We start from the raw sequence: 18030 nt of genomic DNA, 5'->3' as shown, positions 1-18030 counted from the left end.
ACGGCGGGAAGGCAACGTTGCCTTTCCGCCGTCTTTTCGTCAAAGATTACTTCTGTCGCTTACGTCCAATGACGATAGAGGACAGAGCGGTTACCGCAGTCACGGTGTAGACTGCAGGCCACGCGCCAAGCTTCTTGGCGAGCGGATGAGCGGCGCCGAACGCGCCGAGGTAGAGAGCGGTGAGGAAGGTGGCACGGCCTGCGCCAGCCTTACGCTTCCAATTCTTGTAAGCCACGGCACCGCACAGTGCCAGGACAGCGCCACCGAGCGGGCGGATGCCGGTGCTAGATGCAACCTTGTAGCCACCGAGCAGACCGGTGACGGAGGCGAGAGTCGGGCAGAACTTCACGACGTACTCCTCTGTGAGATCGGACAGTTTCCACATTCATAGTACTCCACGACACACAGAATGTATATTCACCGCGGTTAATATTTCTGCGTTTCTTACGGACCGGGTACATCAAAGTGCCTGATCAGAAAAAGACTGGGGTACAAAAACCAGTACAAAAAGACCGGCACAAAAGGACCGGCATAAAAATACCGGGGCGCAAACCCGTCAGGTTCACGCCCCGGCACTTGCCGCATGCGAGCTCACTTCGTGCCGCATGCTCTAGAGCTTTAGTTCTAGAGCTTTAGAGAGCCAGCTCCAGCGCCTCTAGCTGCGCTTCGGTCCACAGCTCAGCAGCCAGCTGCAGCGCGTAACGAGCCGAACGAGGAGCCACCACATCCACGGAGAGGTGGAAGTCCTGGTCAGCCTCCGGGCCGCACAGATCAGACACGCAACGCACTCCGATAAACGGAATCTCGTAGTTGTGGCAGACCTGCGCAATAGCGGTGGTCTCCATATCGGTGCTGATGGCGCCCTCGAATGCCTCGCGGGTGTCCTTCACGTTGTGGGCGGTTACGAAGGAGTTACCCGCCAGCATCTGGCCGCGGCGCACCTCCCACGGGCTCTCAGCCTGCTCACGCACCGGCTCCAGTGCGGCGAGCGCATGCTCCAGAGCATCCTGCCACTCATCCGCCTGACCGTCGTAGCTTTCGGGCATGCCCGGAACCTGACCGCGCGCGTAACCGAACGCGGTCGCGTCGGCGTCAGTGTAGGTGTAGTTCTCGCCAATCAGCACGTCGCCCACGTTAATGCCGCGAGCCAAACCGCCAGCGGTACCTGCGCTGATGACGCCCAGGCAGTTCGAGGAGTAGCTGATCGCCTCGGTGACGGCGCTCGCCGCGTTCACCAGACCAATCTTGGAGCGAACCAGCAGCAGCGGAACCTGGTCCTCGCCCACCTGCAGGTAACGCGGGTGGAATACTGCGGCACCCTCGGTGAAGGACGGCTGCAGCTCCTCGGTCACCTTCAGGAAGGGTGCAAGCTCCTCATCCATAGCCACCTGAATGATGATGGCGTTAGACATGCCGTCCATCAGCTCAAACATGCTGTTGAATGCCTCAGCCGGGTCGAAAGCGTTCGGGTCAAAGTCCACCGGGTTGAAGGCGGATGCGAAAGCATCAGGGATCTGTGCGCTCATTACGCCATCACCTGAGCCCACTCATCGCGTGCCGCGAGGAACTCGCGAGCCGCAGCCTGCGCGCCTTCGAGGGTGTGGTTGGCACCCCAACCGCACTGCACCTCGTTCGCTGCCGGAACCTCGGTTGCGTTGAGGATATCGTTGAGGGTTGCTTCCAGGATGGGGAAGAAATCCTCGGGCTCCAGGCCCAGGGTCAGCGCGTAGAAACCGGTCTGGCAGCCCATCGGGGAGAAGTCAATCAGACGGTCGGTGTGGTTGCGCATGTGCTCGGCGCTCAGGTGCTCGATGGAGTGCACGGTCGGCATTTCCAGGTGCGCGGTGTTCGGCTGGGTGAAGCGGATATCGTACTTGATGAGGGTGTCGCCACCGGGCAGGACCTTGCGGTCTGCGATACGCACGTAGGGTGCTGCTACGGCGCGGTGGTCGAGGTTGAAGGATTCGACGTTCATTTTTTCCATGACTCTATCTTCTCTTAAAACGGGGACGACTAAAACAGGGGTGCCTCGCGGGCAGCACAGAACGTCAAGGTGTGCGGCGCAGAACGTCGAGGCGTGCGGGGCACGAGGTTTCGTCGGAAGGCGCAGGCGGTCAGGTGTGAAGAAGGTGCCCGCTTTTGCCCGTCCGGTCGGGTACGCAAAAGCCCCGGCGGCAGATCCGAAAATCTTACCGCCGGGGCATCACACGTCATCACCGCAGAAAATGCAGGCTGCGGCGCCCTGTGGCTGGGTTACCCGTGGTGGGGTTAGAGCTGGGGATGCTTCACTTCCGCCTGCACCGGGCACTCCGGCGGGCAGTAGTTCTTCGCGTCCTCAGCCAGCACCTCGCGGGTCTGCACCACATCATCGTTAATCTGCTCAATCAGCGCCTCAACACCGGTGTACGCCACCATGGGACGCAGACGCTTCACGAACTCAATCAGCACACGCTGACCGTACAGGTTGAAATCCTCCACGCGCTCTTCCGGGCGGTCAATCACGTGCGCCTCAACCTGGCGGTGCTCAATACCGTCAAAGGTCGGGTTCGTACCCACCGAAATAGCGGAGGGGTGACGGTTACCGGATTCGTCCACCAGCCAGCCGGCGTACACACCGTCGGCGGGAATCAGGCCGCGTGCCTCAAGCTCAAGGTTCGCGGTCGGGAAGCCCAACTCGCGGCCGCGCGCCAGACCGTGTACGACCTCACCAGCCATCATGTGGTGGCGGCCCAGCAGCTCGGTTGCGGCGGGCATATCGCCCTCCAGCAGCAGCTGGCGGATGCGGGTCGAGGAGCAGCGGGTGTTCTCATCCACCATCAGATCCTCAACGACAACCACCTCAAAGCCGTACTTCTCCCCCAGCTCACGCATGGTGTTCAGGTCGCCGGAGTTGTTGTTACCAAAGCGCACGTCGTCACCGATGACCACGAAACGCGCGTTCAGCGCATCCACGAAGGTGGACTTCACGAACTCTTCGGGGGTCTGCTGCGCGAACTCCAGACTGTAGTGCAGCAGCAGGTAGTCCTCCAGGCCCAGCAGGCACATGAAGTAGCGGCGCGAACCCTGACCCATAATGTCGTGGTGGGCCGCCTCGGGACGGTGCACCTGCATCGGGTGCGGGTCAAAAGAGACCGCGATAGAGCTCAAACCGTGCTCTTCAGCAAGGGAGACCACGCGCGAAATCACGCGGGCATGTCCACGGTGCACGCCGTCAAAATTGCCGATGGTCACGACCGAGGGGCCGTAGCCGGCGGGGACCTCGCTCAAAGCGGTGTAGAGGGTCACGGGCTCTCCTGAAAAAGATAAATGTACCTAACCATCCTAGACCACAGGCGGCAGGATGCAGAATTCAAAACGGGAATCAACAGGGAATGGAACGGCGCCCCTCGCAGGCGGTGCCCTCTCCCCTACCTTTGCGGATGCGGCGGGGTATCTGGCACTCAACTGTGCAGCCTCCGCACCTGGAAAATCCATGCGCAGCACCCACCCATAAGAAAGCCCGGGCAGGCACCCCACCGTGCGGCAGGAACCTTCCCGGGCGTTACGACTACTTACGAGCCTGGTTACGAGAAGCCTTCAGCATCTCCTCGCGAATCTTATTGGACTTGTTAATCCAGCCGTACCACACCAGCAGGCACGGAGGAATCACAAGCTCAGTCACCATCAGCACGATCAGCGACCAGTGCGGGGTGCCGAAGAACGCCCACGACAGGATACGACCCACGCCGCCCAAGAAAACCACCAGGCAGGAGAACACGAGCATGTTCACCCACTTGAACTTCAGGGCAATGAACACGAAGGACAGGCCCACACCCACATAGGCTGCCGCGAAGAACACGTAGTTCGACTGCACCGAGGCGTTCGCAAAGTCCTGAGGCGCATCCGGAATGACGCGGACACCGCCCAGAACCTGCCACACACCGTACGCAATCATGAACAGACCGTACAGCGCCACCGCCGCGCGGAACGCCGCACGGTTCTGAGGCTTAGCCGCCTCCTCAAGGCTCTTGGGGCGGGCAAACGCCTCGCGGGTTGCCTTCTTCTCAGCCTTCTTAGCCGCCTTCTGCGACGCCTTATCGCCGGACGCCGGTGCGGCTACGCGAACACCCTCGGGTGCCTTCGCCGCAGAAATAGGCTCAGCGTTCTTAGCACCGGCAGCCTTCGCGGCACCGCTCTGAGTAGCAGCCCCGGTTACGGTAGCTTCAGCCTGTGCAGACTCCACGCGGGGTACCGGCGCGGTACGAGGCTCACTCGCCTTCTTAGCAGAGCTCTGGTTCTCGCTCATCTTCTCTCCTTCAGCGGGGCCGGGCGGCACCCGCACGAGTAGTCATGTGTGTTCAGGGGTTGTTTACGTTAGCGTGTTGAATGAATAGGGGGCGCACATTCGGTAGGGCGCATATTCAATAGGCACTGGATCAATCAGGCTTGAGGAATCAGGCTTGAAGGAATCAGGTGTGGGCAGGCGCAAACGCCGAACCCTCTTCGCCCATTATAAGCCCTCAACGCCTAGTTGAAGGAACGATTCGCCTCAAAAACCAGCACCGGGGCGGCCTGCACCTTCCCGCGCTGCTTCTTATTCTCCAGGAGGGCAACCAGGGTACCGTCCGGGGCGAAGCCCGCCACAATACCCTCAACGCTGGCATGCTGCACCGCGCCGGACTCATCCGCGCTCGCGTGCACGGAACGCTTCACCACGGAACCGTCACCGCTGGGGCTAATACGACGACCGTAAGAAATGTCGCTCGCCTCCGCGGCAGAGAGCTCACGCGCACCAAAGATGCGGCGTGCCGCCTCCTCCAGGGGAAGCAGCGGCAAATCTTCCAGCGGTGCCTCCGACTCTTCACGGCGCTGCTTCAACTGCGCCAAATCGGCGGCATCCTCAAGCACCACCGCGCCCACACGGGTACGGCGAAGAGCCGTCAGGTGGCCACCGGTGCCCAGAATCTTGCCCAAATCACGCGCCAGGGCACGAATATAGGTGCCCGAAGAGCACGAAACCGTCACCTTGCAGTCAATCACGGGAACCGAGGTTGCCGCGTGTTCGCCCTCATTCTCGGGGTCCTCAATCACGTACTCGGCAAAACCAGGGTTGATGGAATGTACCGTGAACTCGCTAATCGTCACCGGACGCGCCGCCAACTCAACCTGCTCACCGCTACGCACACGCGCATACGAACGAACACCGTTGATCTTAATAGCGGACACCGCAGAAGGAACCTGCAGAATATCGCCGCTCAGCTGCGCCACAGCCTCCAGGATGCGCGAGTGCATCTGCTCAGCGTCCAGACCGGTCAGCGCCTCGACGGCATCAGGATGCGCGGCGGTGTGCTCGCCCTCGGCATCCTCAGTCAGCGTCTCAAGCCCTAAGCGAATCGTCGCGTCATAGGTTTTATCCTGACCGACCAGGTAGGTCAGCAGCTTCGTCGCCTTATTGATGCCCAAAATCAGCACGCCGGTCGCGGCGGGATCCAGCGTACCGGCGTGACCAACCCGCCGGGTGCCAGCAATACGACGCATCTGAGAGACCGCATCGTGGCTGCTCATCCCGGCGGGCTTATCAATGACCATCAGGCCGGACGGGCCCTGAGGTTGTTTCTTCGCCACTTAGGCGTCCTCACCCTCGGCAGGCTCATCCTTCTTGTAGGGGTCAGCCTCACCAGCGTACTCGGCACCCTCGGCTGCAGCAGCCAGGGCGGCGTCGCGCTCGCGAGTCTCACGCAGAAGCGCCTCAATGTGGAAGGCGTTCTCGGGAACCTCGTCAGCGACGAAAGTCAGGGTGGGGGTCAGGCGGGCAGTGATGTTCTTACCAACCTCGGCGCGCAGAATGCCCTTAGCGGATTCCAGCGCCTTCTTGGTGTTTGCGGCGTCCTCTTCGGAGCCGAACACGGTGTAGTACAGGGTTGCGTGCTGCAGGTCGTTGGTCACGCGGGCATCGGTAATGGTCACAAAACCGAGGCGGGGGTCCTTAACACGACGCTCCAGCGCCTTCGCCACAATTACCTTGATGCGGTCGGCAAGTCGTGCCGCGCGGGCTGCATCAGCCATGTGTTTCTCCTTGAAATGTTGTGGCGCTTCCGTGGGCACTCGAGGTGCTTTGGAAGCGTTCCAGGTAATGCGGAAGCGCCCGCCCCGCCAGCACCCGCCCCGCAGGCTCTAAGTTTTAGAAGCCTGCGGGTGCGGGAACACTAGCGGGTGACGGGCGCATCAGCGTGTGAGTCTTAGACACGCGGCTTTTCGCGCATCTCCCAAGTCTCGATAATGTCGCCTTCCTTGATGTCGTTGAAGGAGCCGAGGCCAATACCACACTCGAAACCTTCGCGAACCTCGGTAGCGTCGTCCTTGAAACGACGCAGCGACTCGATGGTGAGGTTGTCTGCCACCACGGAACCGTCGCGCACCAGGCGTGCCTTGGCGTTGCGCTTGATGATGCCGTTCTTGACGATCGAACCTGCGATGTTGCCCCACTTGGAGGAGCGGAAGACCTCGCGGATCTCTGCGGAGCCGAGCTCCACTTCCTCGTACTCGGGCTTGAGCATACCCTTGACGGCCTGCTCAATTTCCTCAATCGCACGGTAGATGACCGAGTAGAACTTCATCTCGACGCCTTCGCGGTCGGCAAGTTCGGCAACGCGCTCTGCCGGGCGGACGTTGAAGCCGATGATGACCGCGTTGTCCACGGTAGCCAGGTTCACGTCGTTCTGGGTAATAGCACCCACACCGCGGTGGATGACGCGCAACTGAACCTCGTCGCCACCGGCGTCGATCTTCATCAGGGACTCTTCCAGTGCTTCCACAGCACCGGAGACGTCACCCTTAATGATCAGGTTCAGGGTGTCCATCTTGCCCTCAGCCACAGCGGCATCGAAGGACTCGAGGGTCACGCGCTTACGACGCTTAGCCAGCTGAGCGTTACGATCAGCAGCCTCACGCTTCTCAGCGATCTGACGAGCGGTACGCTCTTCCTCGGTGGAGAGGAAGGTGTCGCCTGCACGAGGAACGGTGGACAGACCCAGCACCTGAACGGGGCGGGACGGGCCAGCTTCCTTCACAGCCTGACCGTTCTCATCGAACATTGCACGAACACGGCCGTGAGCAACACCGGCAACGATAGCGTCACCGACGCGCAGGGTACCGGACTGAACCAGGACGGTGGAAACCGCACCGCGGCCCTTGTCCAGGTTTGCTTCAATAGCAACGCCGCGTGCTTCCTTGTTCGGGTTAGCAGTCAGTTCGAGCACGTCAGCGGTCAGGGTGACAGCCTCAAGCAGCTCGTCGATGTTGGTGCCGTTGCGAGCGGAGACGTCCACGAACATGGTGTCGCCACCGTACTCTTCGGGGATCAGACCGTACTCGGTGAGCTGGCCACGGATCTTGTCCGGGGACGCGCCTTCCTTATCGATCTTGTTCACAGCAACCACAATCGGCACGTTAGCTGCCTGTGCGTGGTTCAGTGCCTCAACGGTCTGGGGCATAACGCCGTCATCCGCTGCGACCACGAGGATTGCCACGTCGGTGACCTTCGCACCACGGGCACGCATAGCGGTGAACGCCTCGTGACCGGGGGTATCGATGAAGGTAATCGCGCGGTCTTCACCCTCAACGGTGGTGTGGACCTGGTATGCACCAATGTGCTGGGTAATGCCGCCGGCCTCACCCTCAATGACGTTGGTGTTACGGATAGCGTCCAGCAGGCGGGTCTTACCGTGGTCAACGTGACCCATGACGGTAACGACCGGGGGACGAACCTCCAGAACGTCCTCGCCCTCAGCTTCTGCTTCGGCTTCGAGGTCGATGTCGAAGGATTCGAGCAGCTCGCGCTCCTCATCCTCCGGGGAAACAATCTTGATCGAGTAACCCAGTTCGGCACCCAGCAGCTCGAAGGTCTCCTCGTCCAGGGACTGAGTCTGGGTAGCCATCTCACCCAGGTGGAAGAGAACCGTAATCAGCGATGCCGGGTTTGCGCCAATCTTCTCAGCGAAGTCCATGATGGACGCGCCACGGCGCAGACGAATCTCGGTCGAGCCGTCGCCGCGAGGAACAACCACGCCACCGGGTGCCGGTGCGTTCAGCTGCTCCTGCTCATGGCGGCGAGCTGCCTTGGACTTGCGGCCCTTACGCTTGGAACCGCCGCGACCGAATGCACCCTGTGCGTTGCCGCGACCGCCGGGGCCGGGACGACCCGGACCGCGGTTGAAGCCGCCGCCGGAACCGCCGCCGCGACGTGCGCCGCCGCCACCGTTACCGCCGCCGTTGTTGGAACCGGACGCGCCGCCACCAACGTTGGATACCTTGGGCATCATCGAGGGGTTCGGGCGTGCGCCGCCGCCACCAGCCGGACGGGGTGCACCGGGACGTGCGCCAGCTGCCGGACGGGGGCCACCGTTACCACCGGGACGTGCGCCACCTGCGGGGCGGGGACCGCCGTTACCGCCGGGGCGTGCGCCACCGTTGCCACCGGGACGACCGTTACGTGCCGGACGGGGACCGCCGGAACGCTGGGAGTCGCCGCCGCCACGCTTCATACCCTGCTGGGATGCGAAGGGGTTGTTACCGGGGCGAGGACCGGGCTTGGGGCCGGGCTTCGGAGCGGCAGGCTTGGGTGCTGCCGGCTTCGGTGCAGCCTCGGGGCGTGCCATGCCCTGCTGGGATGCGAAGGGGTTGTTACCCGGGCGGGGGCCGCCGGGCTTGGGTGCTGCTGCCGGCTTTGCGGCGGGCTTAGCTGCTGCAGGCTTGGGAGCTGCGCTCTCAGCTGCGACAGGCTTAGCTGCAGGCTTAGGTGCCGGCTTAGCGGCAGGCTTTGCCGCTGCGGGCTTGGGGGCTGCCGCAGGCTTAGCGGCGGGCTTTGCTGCTGCGGGCTTGGGTGCCGGCTTAGCGGCAGGCTTAGCTGCCGACTCCGCGGGTGCTGCCTTTGCGGCAGGCTTAGCGGCTGCGGCGGGGAATTCCGCGCGCAGCTTCTTCAGAACCATGGGGTTCAGGGTGGAAGAGGAGCTCTTAACGAACTCGCCCATATCCTTAAGCTTGGCAATAACTTCCTTGGAAGGTACGCCTACTTCTTTAGCAAACTCGTGTACTCGAGGCTGAGCCAAATTTTCTCCATTCCCGGTCCGCACCGGGAATGGTGCGGACACTAATGTTTACGGGGTGCACGCCCGAAGGCGCGCCAATTCGTGAAATTGCCGGTGGGTGAGCACGAAAGGGTACTCATTTCGCGGCACTCATTAGATATCCATCAGTTTTCTGACTCGCTTTCAGATAAGAAGTCGTCAAACTCGTTGACTTACAGAGGGCATATACCCGAAAAGCGTCTATGAGGGGGTCGAGTCCGCAATAACGGCTCGAATCTGCTCACAGCACGCCTGCAGCTGGGCTGCAGGGACCGCTTTTTTGAAGGCGCGCGCCAGACCGTTCTTTTTCTGCAGAGCGGCTACGCACTTTTCGCTCGGATGGATCCAAGCGCCTCGTCCGGGCATAGTTCCCGCCGTATCGGGCTGATAGGGCGGGGTGTCCGCCTGCTCGGTAGCAGACGTGACGGGTGTGCGGGCGATGCGCAGCAGGTTGCGCTGTTCATCGCGGGCACGGCATCCGATGCAGGTGCGGACCGGTCCTTCAAACGCTTCGGAGGTTGCGGTGAGGTCGTGATTGCTCATGGTCCTCTCCCCTCTCTAGCGTGTGTAGAACCGCGTTCGCAGTACATTCGTGATGCTCTATCCGGTGCGCGTGAGGGCACGATAAAGCGCCCGGTTACGCACCGGCACATCTTAATAGTGTATCCCGTTTTTAAGAATCATGGGCAAAACTGTGACGCAGGCGCAAGAACACCGGGCACGTTGCTGCCCGATCTCTTGCGCCTGTATCAAAAGGATATGCCGCGGGATACGCCCCTCACCGGGGCTAATGCTTATTCAGCGTCCTGTGCGGACTCTTCTGCTGCTTCTTCAATTGCCTTCTCAGCGGAAGCTTCTTCAGCCAGGCTACGAGCCACGCGAGCTGCAACCTCTTCCTCGGCACGAACCTGAGCGTACTTGGACTCGGAGAGAATATCGATACGCCAGCCGGTCAGCTTCGCTGCCAGACGCGCATTCTGACCCTCACGGCCGATAGCCAGGGACAGCTGGTCATCCGGAACCACGGCACGAGCGGAGTACTCACGCGGGTTCGCGATAATGACCTCGGTGACCTTCGCCGGAGACAGTGCCGCAGCGATGAAGGTTGCCGGATCGGTCGAGTAGTCGACAATGTCAATCTTCTCGTCGTTCAGCTCGGCAGCAACCGCACGCACGCGGGCACCCATATCGCCGATGCAGGCGCCCTTAGCGTTGATGGTCGGGTTCTTCGCGGACACAGCAATCTTGGAGCGGTGACCAGCTTCACGTGCGATGGAGTTAATGGAAACCAGGCCCTCAGAGATTTCGGGAACCTCGTGCTCGAACAGGCGCAGAACCAGGTTCGGGTGCGAACGAGAAACCACAATCGAGGGACCCTTCGGGCCGCGGCGAGCCTCAACCAGGTAGGCGCGCAGGCGGGTACCGTGCGGGTACTTCTCGCCCGGAACCTGCTCGTTGCTGGGCAGAACAGCTTCAACGGTGCCCAGGTCAACCTGAACCATACGCGGGTTGTTGCCCTGCTGGATTACGCCGGACACCAGGGTGCCCTCACGGTCCTTGAACTCGCCCAGAACGGATGCGTCCTCAGCGTCACGCAGACGCTGCGAGAGCACCTGACGGACGGTTGCGGCAGCGATACGGCCAAAGTTGTTCGGGGTATCGTCGAACTCGTCAATCTTCTGGTTGTCCTCATCAAGCTCAGGAGCCAGAATGACGAACTCGCCGGTGGTGTGGTCGATGACGGCACGAGAGCCCTTAATAGCGCCGGGCTGCTTCATGTACGCAAGCAGCAGGGCGTTCTCAACCAGGGTGAAGAGCTCCTCCATGACGAGAGAGCGCTGCTTCGCCAATGCGCGCAGTGCGCCCAGGTCAATAGTTTTAATATCCTCCACGCTTTTCAGCCTTTCCCAGTTAGCACGGCGCCGGGACGCTTAGTGCGCCCCGGCTCCCGAACGGTATATACCTGGCACGGAGCACCCCGTGCCTGAAGCTTTAATAACTCTATTCTACCGGCTCAGCGGGCGAATTGAAGTCAATCTCGACGTGAGCAGAAGCAATATTTTCCCACGGAAGCAAGCTCGGCTCGTGGTACGACTCCTTCTGACCCTTCTTCGTGTTCTTCTTACGAGCCAGCACCGGACCCTCATCCTGCACCTCGTGCAGACGCGCCAGGTACTCGGTGCCGTCGGGTGCGGTGACCGCAATCAGGCGGGTACGGGCACGCTCCCAGTGGCGACGCTCGGTCAGAGCGCGGGTAGCACCGGGCGAGGACACCTCCAGCTCATAGGGGAAGAACTCGTCGTTTTCATCCGCACGATCCAGGGCGTTCGAAATCGCACCGGAAATCTCCGCGAGGGAATCCAGCGACAGCGAATCGGTACGCTCAGCGGTGTAGTCCACCGTAATCTTCACGGTGCGGTTCGCCGCCGGACCCGAAATCTTCAGGCCCTCCAGCACCAGCGAGAACTCGGAGATAACCGGGGCAATCGCCTCGGCGACCTCCTCCTCGCGGATCGCGCGGGTACCCACGCGCACCGGTGCCTCCACCACGGGCTCGCTATCAGCGCGAGTGCGGGGAGCGTTCACACCATTCGCCACGCGGGATGCGGCACGGCGAGCGCGCGCATTCGGGGCGCTCTTCTTAGAGCCAGAACGCTTCGGCTTATATGCCATAGTTCTCTTCTTTCATTCTTCCGCCGCTACCCTGCCCCACCTCCGGGGAGGCGGGGCAGGTGGCGACGGTTTTACGTCTTAGCGGGCTAGTGGCGTGCCTTAGGCGCGCGCACCTCAGCGATGACCTCAGCCACCGCGTTCTCGACGGACACCTCGCGAGCCTCACCGCTGCGGCGGTCCTTCAGCTCCAGCACGCCGTCCTTGAAGCCGCGACCAATCACCAGGATGGTGGGCACGCCCAGCAGCTCGGCGTCGCCGAACTTCACGCCGGGGCTGGTCTTCGGGCGGTCGTCCAGCATGACCTGCAGGCCGGCGGATTCCAGAGATGCGCTGAGCTTTTCAGCGTACTCGTGGGATGCTGCGTCCTTGCCGGTAACGACGATGTGCACGTCTGCCGGTGCCAGGTTGCGCGGCCAGATCAGGCCCTTCTCGTCGTGGTTACCCTCGGCGATAGCAGCCAGTGCGCGGGTCACGCCCACGCCGTAGGAGCCCATGGTCACGGTCTGCAGCTTGCCGTTCTGGTCCAGAACCTTCAGACCCAGTGCCTCAGCGTACTTGCGGCCCAGGGCGAAGATGTGGCCCATCTCGATACCGCGGGCTGCCACCAGCTCACCGGAGCCGTCCGGTGCCGGGTCGCCTTCACGCACCTCGCACGCCTCAATGACGCCGTCGGCGGTGAAGTCGCGGCCGAAGACCAGGTTCGCCACGTGCTTGCCCTCTTCGTTTGCGCCGGTCACCCAGCGGGTACCGCGCACCACGCGGGGGTCAACGAAGAAGGGAATACCGGTTGCGGAAGCTACCGCATCCTCGTCCTCGGTGTGCGCACCGAACAGGGGCGCGTCCAGGCTCAGGCCGGGGCCAATGTAGCCCTTGACCAGCTGCGGGTATGCCTTCAGGTCCTCTTCGCTGGCTGCCTCAACCTCAACCTCGCCGCCGATGCCCAGCAGGGCACCGATGTTGACCTCAACGCGCCCCAGGTCCACGGCACGGTCGCCGGGAACGCCCACGGCGAAGACCTTACGCTCGCCGGAGGGGGTGATGACGGTGCCCAGGAAGCACTTGAGGGTCTGCGAAGCATCCAGGGTGCCGCCGATAACCTCGGAGTGCAGTTCGTTCATGCGCTCCACCAGGGTCTCAATGGTGGCGGAGTCGGGGGTGTCCACAACGAGTGCCGCCGGGGTGTCCTCGGTGATTTCGATTTCCTCGGGAACCACGGTGGTGACGGCCTCAACGTTTGCCGCGTATCCGCCTGCGGAACGCACGAAGGTGTCCTCACCGATGGGGGTCGGGTGCAGGAACTCTTCACTGCGGGAGCCACCCATCGCGCCGGACTGTGCGGTCACAATGACAATCTCCAGGCCCAGGCGCTCAAAGATGCGCTGGTAGGCGGCACGGTGAGCCATGTACGCCTCGTTCAGGCCCTCATCGTCAATGTTGAAGGAGTAGGAGTCCTTCATGACGAACTCGCGGCCGCGCAGCAGACCCGCGCGGGGGCGCGCCTCGTCGCGGTACTTGGTCTGAATCTGGTACAGGTAAACAGGCAGGTCCTTGTAGGAGGAGTACAGGTCCTTAACCAGCAGGGTGAACATTTCCTCGTGAGTGGGGGCCAGCAACATGTCTGCACCCTTGCGGTCCTTGAGGCGGAAGAGGTTGTCACCGTACTCGTCCCAGCGGTTGGTTGCCTCGTAGGGTTCGCGGGGCAGCAGTGCGGGGAAGTGAACTTCCTGCGCACCAATGGCGTCCATCTCTTCACGGATGATGTTCTCGACCTTGCGCAGTACCTTCAGGCCCAGGGGCAGCCAGGTGTACACGCCGGGGGCTGCGCGGCGGATGTAACCGGCGCGGACCAGCAGCTTGTGGCTGGCGACCTCGGCATCTACGGGGTCCTCGCGCAGAGTGCGCACGAAGAGGTTGGAAAGGCGAAGTACCACGATTCTCCTTGAAAGGTCGATAGGTTTAGGTGGGGTGCCCGAGGCTCACCGGGTGAGCCGTAAATAGGCACAGTCGTCTTTAATTTTATAGCGTTTTAGGGTTCGGCGTGTTTAGCGCTCAAAAATGATGGTCGAGAACTGCCCAATCTGCTCCCAACCGGTCCCCCGATACATGGCAAGAGCACGGGCGTTGTAGTCGTTCACGTACAGGCTCAAGTGCGGGTAGCGGCGCTGCAGAACCTGCGCGGCGGCGGCAAAGAACGGCTTAGCCAGACCGTAGCCGCGGTAGTCCGGATGCAGCCACACGCCCTGCACCTGCGCGGCGTCCAGGTTCACGATGCCCGCATCCGCCTTGAAGATGACGCGCCCGTTCACGTCGGTGACAATGGCGCTGCGCTGACCGGCAATGAGCGTGCGCAGGCGCGCCGCGTAGCCGTCACCGTAGCGGGCAACCGGGTCGAAGCCGACCTCCTCGGTGAACATGGCGGCTGCGGCGGGCAGAAGCTCCCCCAGGTCCGCGGAGGTGGCAAGGCGCGCATACCCGGCAGGCTCACCGATACGTTGAAAAGCACCGGTGGGGGCATCGGCAGGTTTGAGGGGTGCGGGCAGGTGCGCCGGCAGCTCAGGAAGCTCCACGGCGTAGAAGCGGGCGAGGTCCTTCTCCGGCGGCAGATACAGCAGTGGCTGATTGGGACGCTCCGACAGAACCCGCGCACGGTGATCGCAACCGTCACCCAGGCTCGGCTGCAGCATCTGCAACAGCGGGCTCTTACCGCCGCGAGTCTGCTCGCACAGCTCCTGCATGCGCGTCCACAGGGGCATCACGAAGACGCTCTCACCAAACATGGAATCCAGGCGAGCACCCACCTGCAGCAGCAGCTGAGCCAGCGCGTCACGATGCGCGAGCGCCGTCGCATCCAGGGTGGGAGTGTCCAGGGAGGGAGCATCCAGCGCTTCAGCAACGTGAGAATCCGCATCCTGTTCAGCGTGTTCAACGGCGACATGTTCAACGGCGGCACCGCACAGGCGCACCGGCACCACATTCGAACCCAACAGCAGCACACAGCACAACTGCCCGTCACGCTCACAGCCCACAAAACCCTGATAGTAGTGCAGCGGAATACGCGGAGCCCTCACCGGAAGAGGGCACGCCAAATAATGCTCAATGGGGTACAGATTCGGGACCGGGTCGCTGAACAGGACGTCCTCCAGCTCATCGCACCACCGAGCGTCCAGAGCAAAAACGTGTTCCTTCACGCGATCAGGCATAGGGGAAGAATCCATCGACGAAACAGCAGCACGCCGGGCGCGATCAGCCTTACGGCGGCGAGAAAAAAGAGTGAACATGACGTGTTGAGTGGTAGAGAATGGGCGATAAAAATTGAGTGAAAACACGGGGACATGTAACCCCGAAAAGGTAGCCGAATCACGCGGCCAGAACCAGCAGCGGCAAGCACCAAGCCTGCCACCACCATAACCGGACATAACCGGAAAAGCGCGGAGGCGCCCTCACCAGGGCGCCTCCGCGCACAAAAGCTAACTAGCTCACCGAAACAGCCGGGGAACCCTCGGGAACATACTCGCCCGAAGCCTCCATCTCAGCAGCAATACGGGTCGCCTCTTCAATCAGAGTCTCAACGATCTGATCCTCAGGCACGGTCTTAATGACCTCACCCTTCACGAAAATCTGGCCCTTACCGTTACCGGACGCCACACCCAGGTCAGCCTCACGAGCCTCACCCGGACCGTTCACCACGCAACCCATCACGGCAACACGCAGCGGAACCTTCATGTGCTCCAGGCCCTTAGTCACGTTCTCAGCAAGCTCCCACACGTTCACCTGCGCACGACCACACGACGGGCAAGAAACAATATCCAGCTTGCGGGGGCGAAGGTTCAGCGACTCCAGGATCTTGGTGCCCACCTTCACCTCCTCAACCGGAGGAGCAGACAGCGACACGCGAATAGTATCGCCAATACCCTGAGACAGCAGAGTACCGAACGCCACCGAGCTCTTAATAGTGCCCTGGAACGCCGGACCAGCCTCAGTCACACCCAAGTGCAGGGGCCAGTCACCGCGCTCAGCCAGCTGACGGTACGCCTCCACCATCACCACAGGGTCATTGTGCTTCACAGAAATCTTGAAATCACGGAAACCGTGCTCCTCAAAGAGCGATGCCTCCCACACAGCAGACTCAACCAGAGCCTCCGGAGTAGCCTTACCGTACTTCTCCAGCAGACGCTTATCCAGCGAACCAGCGTTCACACCAATACGCAGAGAAACGCCGTGGTCCGAAGCCATCTGAGCGATTTCCTTCACCTGGTCGTCGAACTTACGGATATTACCCGGGTTCACACGCACAGCACCGCAACCAGCCTGAATAGCCGCATACACGTACTTCGGCTGGAAGTGAATATCAGCAATCACCGGAATACGGGACTGCTTCGCAATAATGGGCAGAGCCTCCGCATCCTTATCGGTCGGGCATGCCACACGCACAATATCGCAACCGGCAGCAGTCAACTCAGCAATCTGCTGCAGAGTCGCACCAATGTCGTGGGTCTTAGTGGTCGTCATCGACTGCACCGAAATCGGAGATTCAGAACCAACACCGACAGAACCCACCTTGAACTGGCGAGTCTTACGACGCGGGGACAGAACCGCGGGAGCGGGCTTCGGCATACCAAGGCTGACCGACAAGGTTTTCCTCCATACATGGGTTATGAAGGACGTACGACGCATCCTTCGTTCAACTTTTTATTGTGCCACTGACGCGAAAGAAAGCACTAATACGGGTACCCTTACCGCGCGTGACAACACACTAAAACAGGGTGATGGGCTTAACAATATCCGCCACAATCAGAATGACAGACATCACAATGAACGCGCCCGCCACCACATACGTCAGCGGCAACAACTTCACCGGATCAAACGGACCCGGATCCTTACGCCCAGTCAAACGTGCAAAGAAACGACGCACACCCTCCCAGAGCGCACCCAACACGTGGCCACCATCCAGAGGCAGAAGCGGAATCAGGTTAAACGCAAAAAGCATCAAATTCATATTCGCCACCAGCGAGACCAACATCGCAGCCTTCGACTTCAGGTCGATGCGGTCAGTGGCCGTCACCTCACCGGCAATACGGCTCACACCCACCACAGACACCGGCGACTCAGCACTACGCTCACCACCAGTCACCAAAGTCACCGTCAACTCCCACACACGCTGCGGCAACGACAACATCGACGAACCCACACGCGAAAGCGTATCGCCCACCATCGCAGGCACCTCAGTAATAGAACCAGGCACCAACTCACTCGACGGCGAAACACCCACAAAACCGCCGCGAGTCGTCGCAATCGAACCATCCGCAGCACGCGCATACTGGCCCTTACCATCAGAAACCGGGCGGATCATCTCAACCGGAGTCACCGACAAATCCAGACGCTGACCATTACGCTCCACCGTCAGAGTACTCGGGTGAGAACCCGCCGCACGAATCGCCGAAGACACAGCCTCCCACGAACCCGTCGATGCACCATTCACAGCAACCACACGGTCACCCACCTGCACACCAGCAGCCTTCGCCGGCGACGGAGTGGACTTATCAGTACACTCGCCATAGCTAATCGAATCATGAGTGACATTCACGCTCGGCACGCACTCAGACACCGCCGACACCTTATTCGTCACCTGCGCCGTACCAAAACCACAAATCAGCACAGCAGTACACACCACACCAATCAGCAGGTTCATGGTCGGGCCACCCAGCATAATCACCATGCGCTTGAGCACCGGCAACTTATAGAACAGGCGGTCCTCATCACCGGGCTTCAGACGCTCAGCGTCCGCCGCACGCGCCTCCTCAGCCAAGGACGCAAACGGGCTGGTACTCCCCGAATGACCCTCCGTATGGTGCTCCTTCACTTCGGTGGGGCTCGGCGGGTACATGCCAATCATCGAAATATAGCCGCCCAACGGGATCGCCTTGAAACCGTACTCAGTCTCGCCGCGGCGGAAAGAGAACACGGTCTTACCGAAGCCAATCATGTACTGCGGGACGCGCACATTGAACAGCTTCGCGGGCACCAGATGCCCCACCTCGTGCAGGGCAATCGAGACGGCAATAGCGATTGCCATGAGGATAATGCCCACAGCGTACAGCAGGATTTCCACGCTTTTTCTCGTTTCGGTTCGGGGATACGAAGCTTCTAGGATACTCGCTTAGCCTGTGAAGGCACCCTCCCCCGCTTTCTGGAGGGGCTGGATGGGGACGATAAAAGGGGCGGTGTTCGTCCTCGTTCCTACAGGGGCACCCGC

General features: G+C 61.3%; 15 protein-coding genes. All 15 read right to left on the bottom strand.

Translation table 11 applies throughout. From position 1 onward, the window contains the following. Window positions 1-46: 46 nt before the first annotated feature. Window positions 47-385, bottom strand: a complete 339-nt coding sequence (locus HMPREF2765_RS06625) for a hypothetical protein (protein WP_070604807.1) — start codon at window positions 383-385, stop codon at window positions 47-49. Window positions 386-632: 247 nt separating this feature from the next. Beyond that, window positions 633-1526 carry a 5'-methylthioadenosine/S-adenosylhomocysteine nucleosidase gene (gene mtnN / locus HMPREF2765_RS06620; RefSeq protein ID WP_005507095.1) on the bottom strand — a complete coding sequence of 298 codons (894 nt, stop codon included), beginning with the start codon at window positions 1524-1526 and terminating at the stop codon, window positions 633-635. After that, window positions 1526-1984 (bottom strand): S-ribosylhomocysteine lyase, encoded by a 459-nt coding sequence (locus HMPREF2765_RS06615; protein WP_005507905.1) that lies wholly within the window; start codon window positions 1982-1984, stop codon window positions 1526-1528. The genes mtnN and HMPREF2765_RS06615 overlap by 1 nt, the downstream gene beginning before the upstream one ends. 284 nt (window positions 1985-2268) lie before the next feature. After that, on the bottom strand, window positions 2269-3285 hold the full coding sequence (locus HMPREF2765_RS06610) for a bifunctional riboflavin kinase/FAD synthetase (RefSeq protein ID WP_070604804.1): 1017 nt from the start codon (window positions 3283-3285) through the stop codon (window positions 2269-2271). Between the two features lie 262 nt (window positions 3286-3547). Continuing rightward, window positions 3548-4285, bottom strand: coding sequence for a DUF4345 domain-containing protein (locus HMPREF2765_RS06605; protein ID WP_070594119.1), 738 nt, complete (start codon window positions 4283-4285; stop codon window positions 3548-3550). Between the two features lie 221 nt (window positions 4286-4506). Then, on the bottom strand, window positions 4507-5604 hold the full coding sequence (gene truB, locus HMPREF2765_RS06600) for a tRNA pseudouridine(55) synthase TruB (RefSeq protein ID WP_070604801.1): 1098 nt from the start codon (window positions 5602-5604) through the stop codon (window positions 4507-4509). Beyond that, entirely contained in the window at window positions 5605-6045 is a 441-nt protein-coding gene (rbfA, locus tag HMPREF2765_RS06595; protein WP_005507090.1) for a 30S ribosome-binding factor RbfA, read from the bottom strand. 173 nt (window positions 6046-6218) lie between these two features. Next, window positions 6219-9086: a translation initiation factor IF-2 gene (gene infB, locus HMPREF2765_RS06590; protein WP_070604799.1), complete on the bottom strand. Its 2868-nt coding sequence runs from the start codon at window positions 9084-9086 to the stop codon at window positions 6219-6221. Window positions 9087-9305: 219 nt separating this feature from the next. Then, entirely contained in the window at window positions 9306-9647 is a 342-nt protein-coding gene (locus HMPREF2765_RS06585; RefSeq protein ID WP_049341695.1) for a YlxR family protein, read from the bottom strand. A 251-nt stretch (window positions 9648-9898) separates the two neighbouring features. Next, the gene (nusA, locus tag HMPREF2765_RS06580) at window positions 9899-10996 is read right to left on the bottom strand and encodes a transcription termination factor NusA (RefSeq protein WP_049362942.1); all 1098 of its coding nucleotides are present in this window, start codon (window positions 10994-10996) and stop codon (window positions 9899-9901) included. A 109-nt stretch (window positions 10997-11105) separates the two neighbouring features. Beyond that, complete coding sequence (gene rimP / locus HMPREF2765_RS06575; protein WP_070604796.1) at window positions 11106-11777, bottom strand: ribosome maturation factor RimP; 672 nt, start codon at window positions 11775-11777, stop codon at window positions 11106-11108. Between the two features lie 86 nt (window positions 11778-11863). After that, window positions 11864-13708, bottom strand: coding sequence for a proline--tRNA ligase (locus tag HMPREF2765_RS06570; protein WP_070604795.1), 1845 nt, complete (start codon window positions 13706-13708; stop codon window positions 11864-11866). A gap of 111 nt (window positions 13709-13819) precedes the next feature. Continuing rightward, complete coding sequence (locus tag HMPREF2765_RS06565; protein ID WP_083303629.1) at window positions 13820-14977, bottom strand: GNAT family N-acetyltransferase; 1158 nt, start codon at window positions 14975-14977, stop codon at window positions 13820-13822. 271 nt (window positions 14978-15248) lie between these two features. Further along, entirely contained in the window at window positions 15249-16391 is a 1143-nt protein-coding gene (gene ispG / locus HMPREF2765_RS06560; RefSeq protein WP_044142245.1) for a flavodoxin-dependent (E)-4-hydroxy-3-methylbut-2-enyl-diphosphate synthase, read from the bottom strand. Window positions 16392-16530: 139 nt separating this feature from the next. Continuing rightward, window positions 16531-17886 carry a M50 family metallopeptidase gene (locus HMPREF2765_RS06555; protein ID WP_070604791.1) on the bottom strand — a complete coding sequence of 452 codons (1356 nt, stop codon included), beginning with the start codon at window positions 17884-17886 and terminating at the stop codon, window positions 16531-16533. Between the last annotated feature and the right edge of the window lie 144 nt (window positions 17887-18030).

Source organism: Rothia sp. HMSC062H08 (assembly GCF_001810775.1).
In the GTDB taxonomy this organism is placed as follows: domain Bacteria; phylum Actinomycetota; class Actinomycetes; order Actinomycetales; family Micrococcaceae; genus Rothia.
This window is presented reverse-complemented; position numbering and strand designations above follow the sequence as displayed.